This window comes from Arthrobacter sp. SPG23 (assembly GCF_000876655.1).
Classification (GTDB): domain Bacteria; phylum Actinomycetota; class Actinomycetes; order Actinomycetales; family Micrococcaceae; genus Arthrobacter.
In genome coordinates, this window is sequence record NZ_JYCN01000009.1 from 92,183 (window position 1) to 105,303 (window position 13,121).

General features: G+C 65.5%; 13 protein-coding genes. 10 read left to right on the forward strand and 3 right to left on the reverse strand.

Going from position 1 to position 13,121, the window contains the following annotated elements:
• The first annotated feature begins 25 nt into the window (after positions 1-25).
• The 4 genes from TV39_RS03755 (at position 26) to sucD (ending at position 4,387) form a co-directional block, all read left to right on the forward strand.
• Positions 26-1,357 (forward strand): glycosyltransferase, encoded by a 1,332-nt coding sequence (locus TV39_RS03755; RefSeq protein WP_052500476.1) that lies wholly within the window; start codon positions 26-28, stop codon positions 1,355-1,357.
• Positions 1,358-1,371: 14 nt separating this feature from the next.
• Positions 1,372-2,079 carry a hypothetical protein gene (locus TV39_RS03760; RefSeq protein ID WP_043478537.1) on the forward strand — a complete coding sequence of 236 codons (708 nt, stop codon included), beginning with the start codon at positions 1,372-1,374 and terminating at the stop codon, positions 2,077-2,079.
• A 224-nt stretch (positions 2,080-2,303) separates the two neighbouring features.
• Positions 2,304-3,473, forward strand: coding sequence for an ADP-forming succinate--CoA ligase subunit beta (gene sucC, locus TV39_RS03765; RefSeq protein ID WP_043478540.1), 1,170 nt, complete (start codon positions 2,304-2,306; stop codon positions 3,471-3,473).
• Positions 3,474-3,484: 11 nt separating this feature from the next.
• Entirely contained in the window at positions 3,485-4,387 is a 903-nt protein-coding gene (gene sucD / locus TV39_RS03770; RefSeq protein ID WP_043478543.1) for a succinate--CoA ligase subunit alpha, read from the forward strand.
• 94 nt (positions 4,388-4,481) lie between these two features.
• On the opposite strand, the gene TV39_RS03775 is transcribed toward sucD, so the two are convergent.
• From TV39_RS03775 to TV39_RS03785, 3 genes are read right to left on the reverse strand one after another with little or no spacing between them, the layout of a single operon-like run.
• Complete coding sequence (locus TV39_RS03775; RefSeq protein WP_043478546.1) at positions 4,482-4,979, reverse strand: SRPBCC family protein; 498 nt, start codon at positions 4,977-4,979, stop codon at positions 4,482-4,484.
• Positions 4,976-5,503 carry an SRPBCC family protein gene (locus tag TV39_RS03780; RefSeq protein WP_043478549.1) on the reverse strand — a complete coding sequence of 176 codons (528 nt, stop codon included), beginning with the start codon at positions 5,501-5,503 and terminating at the stop codon, positions 4,976-4,978. Before TV39_RS03780 ends, TV39_RS03775 begins: the two co-directional genes overlap by 4 nt.
• Positions 5,500-5,862 (reverse strand): ArsR/SmtB family transcription factor, encoded by a 363-nt coding sequence (locus TV39_RS03785; RefSeq protein WP_043478552.1) that lies wholly within the window; start codon positions 5,860-5,862, stop codon positions 5,500-5,502. Before TV39_RS03785 ends, TV39_RS03780 begins: the two co-directional genes overlap by 4 nt.
• A 167-nt stretch (positions 5,863-6,029) precedes the next feature.
• Between TV39_RS03785 and TV39_RS03790 the strand changes: the two genes are divergently transcribed.
• The 6 genes from TV39_RS03790 (at position 6,030) to TV39_RS03815 (ending at position 13,098) form a co-directional block, all read left to right on the forward strand.
• Positions 6,030-6,434: a tautomerase family protein gene (locus TV39_RS03790; RefSeq protein WP_043478555.1), complete on the forward strand. Its 405-nt coding sequence runs from the start codon at positions 6,030-6,032 to the stop codon at positions 6,432-6,434.
• Between the two features lie 207 nt (positions 6,435-6,641).
• A complete protein-coding gene (iolC, locus tag TV39_RS03795) occupies positions 6,642-7,658 on the forward strand; it encodes a 5-dehydro-2-deoxygluconokinase (RefSeq protein ID WP_043478558.1) in 1,017 nt (338 codons plus the stop codon).
• Positions 7,655-8,626, forward strand: a complete 972-nt coding sequence (locus TV39_RS03800; RefSeq protein WP_043478561.1) for a Cgl0159 family (beta/alpha)8-fold protein — start codon at positions 7,655-7,657, stop codon at positions 8,624-8,626. Before iolC ends, TV39_RS03800 begins: the two co-directional genes overlap by 4 nt.
• A gap of 42 nt (positions 8,627-8,668) precedes the next feature.
• Positions 8,669-10,597, forward strand: a complete 1,929-nt coding sequence (gene iolD, locus TV39_RS03805) for a 3D-(3,5/4)-trihydroxycyclohexane-1,2-dione acylhydrolase (decyclizing) (protein WP_043478564.1) — start codon at positions 8,669-8,671, stop codon at positions 10,595-10,597.
• Between the two features lie 43 nt (positions 10,598-10,640).
• Positions 10,641-12,152, forward strand: a complete 1,512-nt coding sequence (locus TV39_RS03810) for a CoA-acylating methylmalonate-semialdehyde dehydrogenase (protein WP_043478567.1) — start codon at positions 10,641-10,643, stop codon at positions 12,150-12,152.
• A 34-nt stretch (positions 12,153-12,186) separates the two neighbouring features.
• Complete coding sequence (locus TV39_RS03815; protein ID WP_043478570.1) at positions 12,187-13,098, forward strand: sugar phosphate isomerase/epimerase family protein; 912 nt, start codon at positions 12,187-12,189, stop codon at positions 13,096-13,098.
• Positions 13,099-13,121: the final 23 nt, after the last annotated feature.

A 13,121-nucleotide genomic window follows, 5' to 3' on the forward strand; every position in this document is an offset into this window, starting at 1 on the left:
AGCCCAGAGCGAGTCCGGGGGAACCATGAAGATCCTGTTCGCCAGCCAGGCCATTGACGGCCATTTCAATCCGATGACCGGCGTTGCCGTGCGGCTAAGGGAGCGCGGCCACGAGGTCGGCTGGTACACAGGTCCTGTCTATGAGGACAAACTGCGGAAGCTCGAGGTTCAGCACTTCCCGTTTCGCCGCGCCATCGAGCACCGGGGCGACAACCTGAACGAGCTGTATCCGGAACGCGCCCGGCTCAAAGGCCCCAGGGCCATCGGATTCGACGGCGAAAAGATCTTTGCCAGCAACATCAGCAACTTCTTCGAGGACATCCGGGAGCTCCACGGCGACTTCCCTTTCGACGTGGCAGTGGTGGACAGCTCCATGTTCATCCAGCGGCTGGTTTCCCGGTTGATGAGCACGCCGGTGGTGACGTTCGTGGCGATTCCCAACATGGAAAGCGACCCCCTGGTGCCGCCGCTCTTCTTCGGTTTCAAGCCGTCCCGCAACCTGGCAGAGAAAGCCGCCCAGGCCGCGGCGGGGCTGCTGTCAGACAAGGTCATCCTCCGGCCGGCCAGCCAGAGCTACCGGCGGCAGCACGCGGCCTATGGCCAGGAGGTCCCCCGACGGGGACGGCTGACCGACGAACCGTACCGCTGCGCGGCGGCCGTCATCCAAACAGGCCCGGAGTCGCTGGACTTCCCGCGCCGGAACGTGAATCCGAAGGTCCACTACGTCGGCGCGCTCCTTCCTTACCGGGCGCCGGAGGCTGTCCATCCCGGGACGGACGGCGCCCGTTCAGCGGAGGCGGTGCCGGGCACAGACGGCGAATGGCCGCGGTCCTACCCGGCCACTCTGGTGGTGACGCAGGGAACCGTGGACAACATAGACCAGAACAAGCTGATCGTCCCTGCGCTCGACGCCGTGAAGGACATGGACGCGCTGGTGATCGTTGCCACCGGCGGCCGCGGCACCGAGGAATTGAAGGCCAGATATCCGCAGCCCAACGTCATCGTGCGCGACTACGTGGACGTCGCCAAAGTCTTCGAGTACACCGATGTGTTCATCAGCAACGGCGGTTTTGGCGGAGTGCAGCTAAGCCTGTCCAAGGGCGTTCCGCTGGTGGTGTCCGGCATCAACGAGGGCAAGAGCGACGTCAATGCCCGGGTGGAATACGCCGGCGTGGGCATCAGCCTGCGGACTGAGGCACCCAGGCCCGGCGACATAGCCCGGGCGGTGGCCGACGTCCTGGGGGATCCCGCCTGGAAGAGACGGGCGGCGCAGATGCGGGAGCAGTTTGACCAGGCGGACCCCGCCGAAGCGGCTGCCGCGGTCGTCGAAGGTGCAAGGCCTGCCGCCGGCTCCTAGCCGCTGCAGGCATAATGGAGCGCATGCGACGGACTGTACCGGGGATCCTGGCCGCCCTCATCCTGCTGGCCTGCACGTCGTGCACCATCACGCAGAAGGACCCGGACTACGTCCCGCCGCCGCCGCTTTCGGCACTGGAACAGCTCAAGCAGGCCCCCGTGGCGGACGCCACTCCGTTCTCGGCGGGCAGCGACGTGCTCAGCTTCGTCACCGCCGATCACAGCGCCGTCTGCTCGCTGACCTCGGCACGCGGCGAGCACATCAACCTGCCCTACGAGCAGAACGCCTACAGCGACGCCGCCAACAACAAGCTGGCCATCGTCCCGGTAGCGCACTGCGAACTTGCCGTTTACCCCAAAGCCGAGGCCGCGGACGTGGCGGATGATTGCGCCGGCACGGGCCTGGGCTACCTCGGCGGCACCGCGTTGCTCACGCCGGAGAAAGCTAGCTACGGCGAATGCCGCTCCGGCGTCACGCAGATGGAGGCAGAATTCGGGCCCAGGGGCAGCAAGAACGGGCCGGTTTCCCAGCTGCCCGTACTCGAAGACGGACAGAACCTCGAACGGAACGGCCTGCGATGCTCGGCCTATAACGGTGGCGTGGCCTGCGGAAACGTCTCGGCCGGTGTTGCCTTCTTCGTTTCGCGGGACCGTTACGAACTAATTTCCGCGGAGGGTGCAGACCCCTCCGCTACGCCGTCAGAGGCGCCAAAAACCCCGTAATCTAGGGGTTTTTCTACGCTCCATAGAATAGTGTCCTTACTCACATAACGGGTACTCTGGAACGGGCCGGTCCGCAGAAAGGACTAGAGTTCCGAGAGGAGCATTGCGCCGTGTGGCTCGTTTCCGAACCAGTCGCAGGGTGCGTTTATTCCGCAGCCCGGTAACCACGATTACGTGGGGTCCGGCTGTACAGAAACTACTTCGACGTAGAAGGACACTAAACCGTGGACCTGTTTGAATATCAGGCGCGCGATATGTTCGAGGCGCACGGTGTACCCGTGCTTGCTGGCATCGTGGCGCACACCCCTGAAGAAGCAAAGGCAGCTGCCGAGAAGATCGGCGGCGTAACTGTCGTCAAGGCACAGGTTAAGGTCGGTGGCCGCGGCAAGGCCGGCGGCGTTAAGGTCGCAAAGACCGCCGATGAGGCGCTGGAGCACTCCACCAACATCCTGGGCATGGACATCAAGGGCCACACGGTCAACAAGGTCATGATCGCCCAGGGCGCGGACATCGCCGAGGAATACTACTTCTCCGTCCTGCTGGACCGGGCCAACCGCAACTACCTGGCCATGTGCTCGGTTGAAGGCGGCATGGAAATCGAACAGCTCGCCGTCGAACGCCCCGACGCCCTCGCCAAGATCGCCATCGATCCCGCAGTGGGCATCGACCAGGCCAAGGCCGACGAAATCGTTGCCGCTGCCGGCTTCGCTGAGGAACTGCGCGGCAAAGTCGCCGCCGTCATCCTGAAGCTCTGGGACGTTTTCAAGAAGGAAGACGCCACCCTGGTGGAGGTCAACCCGCTGGTCAAGACCGGTGCCGGCGACATCGTCGCCCTCGACGGAAAGGTCTCGCTGGACGAGAACGCCGACTTCCGCCACCCCAAGCACGCTCACCTTGAAGACAAGGACGCTGCTGACCCGCTCGAGGCCAAGGCCAAGGCGCAGGACCTGAACTACGTCAAGCTGGACGGCGAAGTGGGCATCATCGGCAACGGCGCCGGCCTGGTCATGTCTACCCTGGACGTCGTTGCCTACGCCGGTGAAAACCACGGCAACGTCAAGCCGGCCAACTTCCTGGACATCGGCGGCGGAGCCTCCGCCGAGGTCATGGCAGCCGGCCTGGACGTCATCCTGGGCGACGAGCAGGTCAAGTCCGTGTTCGTCAACGTCTTCGGCGGAATCACCGCCTGCGACGCCGTGGCCAAGGGCATCGTCGGAGCACTGGCCGAGCTGGGCCACTCCGCGAACAAGCCGCTGGTCGTCCGCCTCGACGGCAACAACGTCGAGGAAGGCCGCCGCATCCTGGCCGAGGCCAACCACCCGCTGGTTACCCTGGCCGCCACCATGGACGAGGGCGCCGACAAGGCCGCCGAGCTCGCCAACGCAGCTAAGTAAAGGGACGCACCATGTCTATCTATCTGAACAAGGACTCCAAGGTCATCGTCCAGGGCATCACCGGCGGCGAAGGCACCAAGCACACCGCCCTGATGCTCAAGGCCGGCACCAACATTGTGGGCGGCGTCAACGCCCGCAAGGCCGGCACCACGGTCCTGCACGGCGATAACGAAATCACCGTTTTCGGCACCGTCAAGGAAGCCATGGCCGAGACCGGCGCCGACGTCTCCATCGTCTTCGTCCCCCCGGCATTCACCAAGGACGCCGTTGTTGAAGCCATCGAGGCCGGCATCGGCCTGGTCGTCGTCATCACCGAAGGCGTGCCGGTCCAGGACTCCGCCGAGTTCTGGGCACTGGCCCAGTCCAAGGTTGACGCGAACGGCAAGCAGGTCACCCGCATCATCGGGCCGAACTGCCCCGGCATCATCACCCCGGGTGAGGCCCTCGTCGGCATCACCCCGGCCAACATCACCGGCAAGGGCCCCATCGGCCTCGTCTCCAAGTCAGGCACCCTGACCTACCAGATGATGTACGAACTGCGCGACCTCGGCTTCTCCACCGCCATCGGCATCGGCGGCGACCCCGTCATCGGCACCACGCACATCGACGCCCTCGAAGCGTTCGAAGCCGACCCCGAGACCAAGGCGATCGTGATGATCGGCGAAATCGGTGGCGACGCTGAAGAGCGTGCTGCGGACTACATCAAGGCGCACGTCACCAAGCCGGTCGTCGGCTACGTGGCAGGCTTCACGGCTCCGGAAGGCAAGACCATGGGCCACGCAGGCGCCATCGTCTCCGGTTCCGCGGGCACCGCCCAGGCCAAGAAGGAAGCCCTCGAGGCTGCCGGCGTGAAGGTCGGCAAGACGCCGTCCGAAACCGCCAAGCTGCTGCGCGAGGTCTACGCAGCCCTCTAGGTCCGCCTCTTTCCAGGCAAAAGTTTCACAAAGTACGACGGCGTCCGGCCGCCTTCCCCAGGAAGGTGACCGGACGCCGTCGTACTTTTCTCTTTTAAGCTGCGGACCCTGAGCCGGGGGACCGGCCGAGCAGCTCGTCCAGTTGGTCATAGCCGGCCGCGATGCCGGTCTCCATGCCGTCAGCAAGGAATCTCGCGCGGGCCTCGACGCTCGGATACACGGACCTGCCGCTGAGTTTGGAGCGGCCGCCCGGCAGATCCTGGAACGTTGCGAATTCCAGCGTGACCACGTCCGGGTACCCCTCGTACTCAAAGGTCTGCAGCACGAAGGCGTTCTCCCGGACAGTGTGGAAGACGCCCCGGAAGGCGTGCTGGCGACCGTCCCGGCCCTCCTGCACGAAGCGGCACGTTCCGCCCGGTCGGCAGTCGAAAACGTCGATCCGAGTGCTCAATTCCCGCGGTCCGATCCACTGCCGGAAGACCTCAGGATCGGAGTGGGCTCGGAAGACAGCTGCCGCCGGGTAATCAAACTCGCGCTCGGAGTGCACGAACGGCACGTTCTCCGGGGCTACGAGCTTCAGGGGGTTGCTCATGCCGTCACCTTTCCGGCCTCCGGCCGGCCCGTGGCGGACATGTCCGTGGCGGCGCCGCTGAGGAGCTCGTCGAGCCGCTCGTAGCCCTCGGTCAACCCGCCTTCCATGCCGGACTGGGCCATGCCGTCGCGGGCCTCAAGGCTCGGATAGACAGAGTGGGCCGTCAGCCGGGTGCGTCCGCCGCCCAGATCCACGAAGGTCAGGAACTCGATGCTGACCACGTCCGGGTAGCCGTCGAATTCGAAGGTCTGGATGGCGAAGTCGTTCTCCCGGACAGTGTGGAAGACGCCGTTGAAGCCATAGCTTTCGCCGTCGGGTGCGATGTGCGTGTAGCGGTAGCTGCCGCCGGTGCGGAAGTCGTAGTGGTCCACGTCCATCTTCAACCGCCGCGGTCCAAGCCACTGGGCGACGAGTTCGGGCTCCTTATGGGCGCGGAAGACATCCGCCACGGGAAAGTCGAACTCCCGCTCGAAGTCGATGAAGGGCAGCCCCTCCGGAACGGAGACTTTCAGGGCGTTGGTCATGATGGGTCCTTTGCCTGTGCGCCGCGTGACGCGGCATTTGATTGGAGCACGGCGTCAAGGCTGCGGAACTGCCTCTCGTGGACCAGCCGGTACTGGTCGATCCAAGCGGTGAGTGCCTCCAGCCGTGCAGGGTTCAGGTGGACGGGCCGGCGCTGGGCGTCACGCGTGCGGGTGACCAGCTGTGCCTGCTCGAGGACCTGGATGTGCTTCGAGACCGCCTGTTTGGTGATCGCGAAGGGTTCCGCCAGTTCGTTTACGGTGGCCGGGCCCCGGCTGAGCCGGGAGATGATGCGGCGGCGGACCGGGTCGGCCAGGGCCAGGAAGGCCGCGTCGAGCTGTTCGTCGTCGCCGGTGTCCATGGCCTGCCAATCATCCGCCTTTAGTCAATCAATGTCTTTATCAACCTTTTGGTTGTTTAAACATACTCCCGGGATGGAGCGGATGGCAAGGGTGTCTTTCACCGGCACCTTGAACTTCGGGAATGTACTTTGTTAGTATGACAGGACAAACTAATTAGGGAGCTAAAATGCCGCTGGTACGAATTGATGTCAATCAGGGGCGCAGCCCCGAGGACCTGGGCCGGCTCAGCCGGGGGATCCACGATGCGATCCTGGCCGAGTACGGGATTCCGGAGCGCGACTATTTCCATGTCCTCACCGAACATCCCCGCGGGCAGATCTTTGCGCAGGATGCGGGACTCGGCTTTGAGCGCACGCCGGATGTGGTGATGATCCAGATCTTCACCCAGGGCGGCCGGAGCCAGGAGGCGAAGCAGTCCCTCTTTGCAGCCATTGCCGCGAGGTTGGCGGAGCTGGGGGTGGCTGGTGAGGACGTGTTCATCGGGTATGTGGAAAACACTGCCGGCGACTGGTCGTTCGGCTTCGGGCGGGCCCAGTATGTTACCGGCGAGCTGGCGGTTCCACGGAAATAGCCCCGGGATGGGCCCGTTGAGCGTGGTTCCGAGGGGGCCAATCGGTCGGGTTATGCCAAGTTGTAAGTATGTCAGTACAAACCTTTGACAGGACAATAATTCTAGGGCAAAGTAGTGGTTGTGGCCCCGCTCACGGGGGTCCGCCAGGCACCGGAGCTCTATCTGTTTAGAGGTACAGAGTTCAAACCAGAAAGGTCTGCGATTACCGTGACCCACGAACTGCTCACGATCGGGCGCATCAGCGTTGATATCTACCCGAACGACATCGGGGTTGATCTGGAGGATGTCACGTCCTTCGGAAAGTACCTCGGTGGATCACCGTCCAATGTGGCCGTCGCAGCCGCCCGGCATGGCCGCCGGACCGGAGTGATCACCCGCACCGGCGACGACGCCTTCGGAAAATACCTGCACCGGGAACTGCGCAAGTTCAACGTGGACGACACGTTCGTCACGCCGGTGAAGGAATGGCCCACGGCAGTCACGTTCTGCGCGATCAAGCCGCCGGAGGACTTCCCGCTCTACTTCTACGGACGCTTCCCTACGGCCCCGGACCTGCAGATCAAGGCCGAAGAACTGGATCTTGACGCCATCCGGGATGCACGGATCTTCTGGTCCACGGTCACCGGACTGTGCCAGGAACCCAGCCGTGACGCCCACATCAAGGCCCACGAGGCCCGCCCGCGTAAAGAGCTCAAGGAAGGCCAGTACACCATTCTTGACCTGGACTACCGCCCCATGTTCTGGGCCTCGGAAGAGGAAGCCCGGGCCCAGGTTGCCAGGATCCTGCCGCACGTCACGGTGGCCATCGGCAACGACAAGGAATGCGCCGTAGCCGTGGGCGAGGGAACCCCGGACGAGCAGGCGGACCGACTCCTGGCCGCCGGCGTCGAAATCGCCGTCGTCAAACTCGGCCCCGAAGGTGTCATGGCCAAGACCCGCACCGAGCGCGTGGTGTCCGCCCCCGTTCCGGTGGAAACCGTCAACGGCCTGGGCGCCGGGGACTCCTTCGGCGGAGCCTTCTGCCACGGACTGCTGTCCGGCTGGAGCCTTGCCGAGGTCCTCGATTACGCGAACGCCGCCGGTGCGATCGTCGCGTCCCGCCTGTCCTGTGCGGATGCCATGCCGACACCTGATGAGGTCACCTCGCTGCTGGCCGAACGCGGCCGGCTTGTTCCCGGCACCCTGATCACTAACGGGCTCGCCACCGAAGGAGCAGCACTGTGACTCTCAACGTTTCCCGTACCAGTCCGGATACCCTCCCGGCCGCTGCGGGCGTGGACGACGATCCCCGCCGTTACGCCCACCTGAGCACCATCCGCCTGGAGGATCCAGACGCTGTTGCCCGGGCCGCGAAGGCACGGCGCCGGCACCCCGGCCTCAAGTACGGCCGGCAGAACTTCATCGTGGCAGCTGACCACCCTGCCCGCGGCGCCCTCGCGGTGGGCAACGATCCTGTGGCCATGGCCGACCGCCGGCAGTTGCTGGACCGGCTGCAGATCGCCCTGGCAAACCCGGACGTGGACGGCATCCTCGCCTCCCCGGACATCATGGATGACCTGCTGCTGCTGGGCGCACTCGACGGCAAACTGGTCTTCGGCTCCATGAACCGCGGCGGGCTCACGGGCCTGGTCAACGAATTCGACGACCGCTTCACCGGCCACACGGCGGCAGCGCTGGAGGCACTGGGTGCCGACGGCGGCAAGATGCTCACGCGCATCTGCCTCGGCGACCCGGATACCGTTTCCCTGCTGGAAGCGACGGCAAAGGCGATCGACTCCCTTGCCGAACGCAAGCTGATTGCCATGGTGGAGCCGTTCCTGTCCGCCTGGCACAACGGCAGGGTCCGCAACGACCTGTCCACCGACGCCGTGATCAAGTCCGTGGCCATCGCCGAGGGCCTTGGCTCCACCAGCGCCTACACCTGGATGAAACTGCCCGTGGTGGCCGAGATGGAACGCGTCATGGCCGCCACCACCATGCCCACCGTGCTGCTGGGCGGAGACCCGGAAGGTACCCAGGACGAAGTGTTCGCCAGCTGGGAAGCCGCCCTCGCCCTCCCCGGCGTGCAGGGCCTGACGGTCGGCCGGACCCTCCTGTACCCGCAGGACGGCGACGTTGCCGGCGCCGTGGCCACCGCCGCCTCCCTTCTCCACCACACCGCATCAGCCCACACCGCAGAAGTATCGGAGTAGCCTCCCATGGGGATGAAAACTGCCACAGCAGGAACCCGCCGCATGACGGTCGCCCGGGCCGTCGTCGCATACCTTTCGAAGCAGTACACCGTTGACTCTGTCGGCGGTCTGGATTACCGCGAACGCCTGATCCCGGGAACGTTCGGCATCTTCGGACACGGCAACGTTGCCGGCATCGGCCAGGCCCTCAAGCAGTACCAGGCTGCCGACCCCACGATCATGCCGTACTACCAGGGCCGCAACGAGCAGGCGCAGGCGCACCAGGCCGTGGGCTACGCACGCCACACCCGGCGCCGCCAGACGTTCGCCATCAGCACCTCGATCGGGCCGGGCTCCTCCAACCTGCTCACCGGCGCGGCGCTGGCCACCACCAACCGGCTCCCGGTCCTGCTGCTCCCCAGCGACACCTTCGCCACGCGGGCTGCGGACCCGGTGCTGCAGCAGCTGGAACAGCCCTACGCCTACGACATCACCGTCAACGACGCCTTCCGGCCGCTGTCCAAGTTCTTCGACCGTGTCTCACGGCCCGAGCAGCTGTTCTCCGCGTTCCACCACGGCCTGCGGGTTCTGACGGATCCGGCCGAAACCGGCGCCGTCACCATCTCCCTCCCGCAGGATGTCCAGGCGGAAGCCTTCGACGTGCCCGAGGAGTTCCTGGCCGAACGCGAGTGGCGGATCCGCCGCCCGGACGCGGACGACGAGGACATCCGCCGCGCCGCCGAAGCGATCCGCGCCGCGAAGCGCCCGCTGATCATCGCCGGCGGCGGCGTCCTCTACGCCTACGCCAACGATGAACTCGCGAAGTTCGTCGAACTCACCGGCATTCCGGTGGGGAACACCCAGGCCGGCGTGGGAGTCCTGCCCTGGGACCACAAGTTCTCCCTCGGCGCGATCGGCTCCACCGGCACGACGGCGGCGAACGCCATCGCAGCGGAAGCGGACCTGATCATCGGGATCGGCACCCGCTATGAGGACTTCACCACCGCCTCCCGGACCGCGTTCCAGAACCCGGACGTGAAGTTCATCAACATCAACGTCGCCGCCATCGATGCGTACAAGCACGGCACCACGCTGCCGATCGTGGCCGATGCCCGCAAGGCCCTAGTCAAGCTGAACCAGGCGCTCGGCGGCTACCGCGTGGGCGCGGACCTGGAGCAGCAGGTCGCGGCCGAGAAGAAGCGCTGGGACGCCACCGTGGACGAAGCGTTCGACACCCGCTTCACCCCGCTGCCGGCACAGAACGAGATCATCGGCGCCACCAGCCGGGCCATGGACGCCCAGGACGTCGTCATCTGCGCCGCCGGGTCGCTGCCCGGTGACCTGCACAAGATGTGGCGCGTCCGGGACCCCTTCGGCTACCACGTGGAATACGCCTACTCCTGCATGGGCTACGAAATCCCCGGCGGGCTCGGCGTCAAGCGCGCGGCACTGGCGGAAGCGGCAAAGGGCGGTGCGCAGCGCGATGTCGTGGTCATGGTGGGGGACGGCTCCTACCTGATGATGCACACCGAACTGGTCACCGCCGTCGCCGAACGCATCAAACTGATCGTGGTCCTGATCCAGAACCACGGCTACGCCTCCATCGGCTCGCTCTCCGAATCCCTCGGTTCGCAGCGCTTCGGTACCCAGTACCGTGCCCTGGACGAGGAGCAGCACAGCTTCGACGAGGGGGACACCCTCCCGGTGGATCTGGCCCTGAACGCCGAGAGCCTCGGCGTGAAGGTGATCCGGATCGAACCGGGGGAGAAGGTCATCGCCGAACTCGAGCAGGCTATCCGGGATGCCAAGGCCGCCCCCGAACGCGGCGGACCCATCCTGATCCACGTCGAATCCGACCCCCTGCTGGACGCGCCGAGCTCCGAATCATGGTGGGACGTCCCCGTCTCCCAGGTCTCCGACCTCGAATCCACGCAGCAGGCCTTCAAGACCTACACCGACCACAAGAACCGCCAGCGCAAGCTGCTCGGCTGAATCCCCCTTCACTTAAAGCCACAGACCAAGGAAGTCCATCACCATGTCAACGACGACCGTCACCACCACCATCAATCACTTCATCAACGGGGCCGAGACCGCCGGCGAAGGCGACCGCACCCAGCCCGTCTACAACCCGGCCACCGGCGCCGTCTCCGCGGAGCTGCGGCTGGCCAACCGGGCGGACCTGGACGCCACCGTTGCCGCCGCCCGCAAAGCCGCCGACAGCTGGGGCGACATCTCCCTGGCCAAGCGCACCGCCGTGCTGTTCAAGTTCCGCGAACTCGTCGCCGCCCACGTGGACGAGCTCGCCGAGCTGATCACCGCCGAGCACGGCAAGGTCCTCTCCGACGCGAAGGGCGAGATCGGCCGCGGCCTGGAGGTCATCGAGTTCGCCTGCGGCATCCCGCAGCTGCTCAAGGGCGACTACTCGGACCAGGTCTCCACCGGCATCGACGTCTTCTCCTTCCGCGAACCGCTGGGCGTCGTCGCCGGCATCACCCCGTTCAACTTCCCGGTCATGGTGCCGCTGTGGATGGCCCCGATGGCGATTGCCACCGGCAACGCCTTCATCCTCAAGCCCTCCGAGCGCGACCCCTCCGCCTCGATGCTGCTGGCCAAGCTCTGGAAGCAGGCAGGCCTGCCCGACGGCGTCTTCCAGGTCCTGCACGGCGACAAGGAAACCGTTGACGGCCTGCTGACCCACCCGGACGTAGATGGCATCTCCTTCGTCGGCTCCACCCCGATCGCCCAGTACGTCCACGAGACCGCCACCAAGCACGGCAAGCGCGTCCAGGCCCTGGGCGGCGCGAAGAACCACGCCATCGTCATGCCCGACGCCGACCTGGACAACGCCGCAGATCACCTCGCGGCAGCCGCTTTCGGTTCCGCCGGCGAACGCTGCATGGCCATCTCGGTTGCCGTCGCCGTCGGCGATGCCGCGGAACTGCTGGTCAAGAAAGTCGAAGAGCGCGCCCTCGCCGTCAAGGTCAACAACGGCACCGCGCCCGACGCCGAAATGGGCCCGGTCATCACGCCCGCCTCCAAGGAACGCATCGTGAAGATCGTCACCGAAGCCGAGGCCGCCGGCGCCGCGATGGTGGTGGACGGCCGCGACCTGGTGGTCCCCGGCCACGAGGAAGGCTTCTGGGTCGGACCCACCGTCCTGGACCACGTCAAGACCGAAATGACCGCCTACACCGAGGAAATCTTCGGACCCGTCCTCGTGGTGGTCCGCGTGGAGGACCTGGACGCAGGCATCGCCCTGATCAACTCCAACCCCTACGGCAACGGCACCGCCATCTTCACCTCTTCCGGCGCCAACGCCCGCAAGTTCCAGCGCTCCGTGACCGTGGGCATGATCGGCATCAACGTGCCGCTGCCCGTCCCGGTGGCCTACCACTCCTTCGGCGGCTGGAAGGCCTCACTGTTCGGTGACAAGCACATCTACGGCCCCGAAGGCGTCTCCTTCTACACCCGTGGCAAAGTAGTTACCTCACGCTGGCCCGAGCCCACCCACGCCTCGGGTGCCTCGTACAACTTCCCGTCCAACTAGTACTTCCGGTCCCAAGAAGAAAGACAACGCTGTCATGACTGAGAACAAACTGATCATCGGCACGGCGCCGGATTCCTGGGGTGTCTGGTTTCCGGATGACCCCAAGCAGACGCCGTGGGAACGGTTCCTCGATGAGGTGGCCGAGTCCGGCTACAAGTGGATCGAACTCGGCCCCTACGGCTACCTGCCCGCCGACCCGGCCCGGCTGGCCGAAGAACTCAAGCAGCGCGACCTGAAAGTCACCGCCGGAACGGTCTTCACCGCCTTCCACCGCGGGCTGGACCAGTGGGAGGCCGCCTGGGAGCCGGCCCGCAAAGTTGCCGAGCTCACGGCAGCAATGGGCGGCGAGCACATCGTGGTCATCCCGGCCATGTGGCGCGACGACGTGACCGGCGAAGCGGTGGAGAGCGGACAGCTGACAGAGAAAGCCTGGAGCGACCTGTTCAGCGGCCACAACCGTCTGGGTAAGACCCTGCTGGAGGACTTCGGCCTGAAGCAGCAGTTCCACTCGCACGCCGATTCCCACGTCGGGGCCCAGGAGGACATCGAAACCCTCCTGTCCGCGACCGACCCGAAGTACCTGAACCTCTGCCTGGACACCGGCCACGCCGAATACTGCGGAGCCTCCAGCCTTGAACTCATCAAGAACTACCCGGACCGCATCGGCTACCTGCACCTGAAGCAGATCAACCCGGACATCCTCAAGAAGGTCAACGAGGAAAACATGACCTGGGCCGCGGCCAACCTGGCCGGCGTCATGACCGAGCCGCCGAACGGGCTGCCGGACCTGCGCGCCGTCATTGAAGCAGTGGAGGCACTGAACCGCCCCATCTTCGGCATCGTGGAGCAGGACATGTACCCGGTGGCCTTCGACGTCCCCATGCCGATCGCCAAGCGCACCCGCAACTACCTGCTGTCCTGCGGCTCCCGCACGGCAGTCAACTAACAGCCGCCCAGGCACCCGAAACG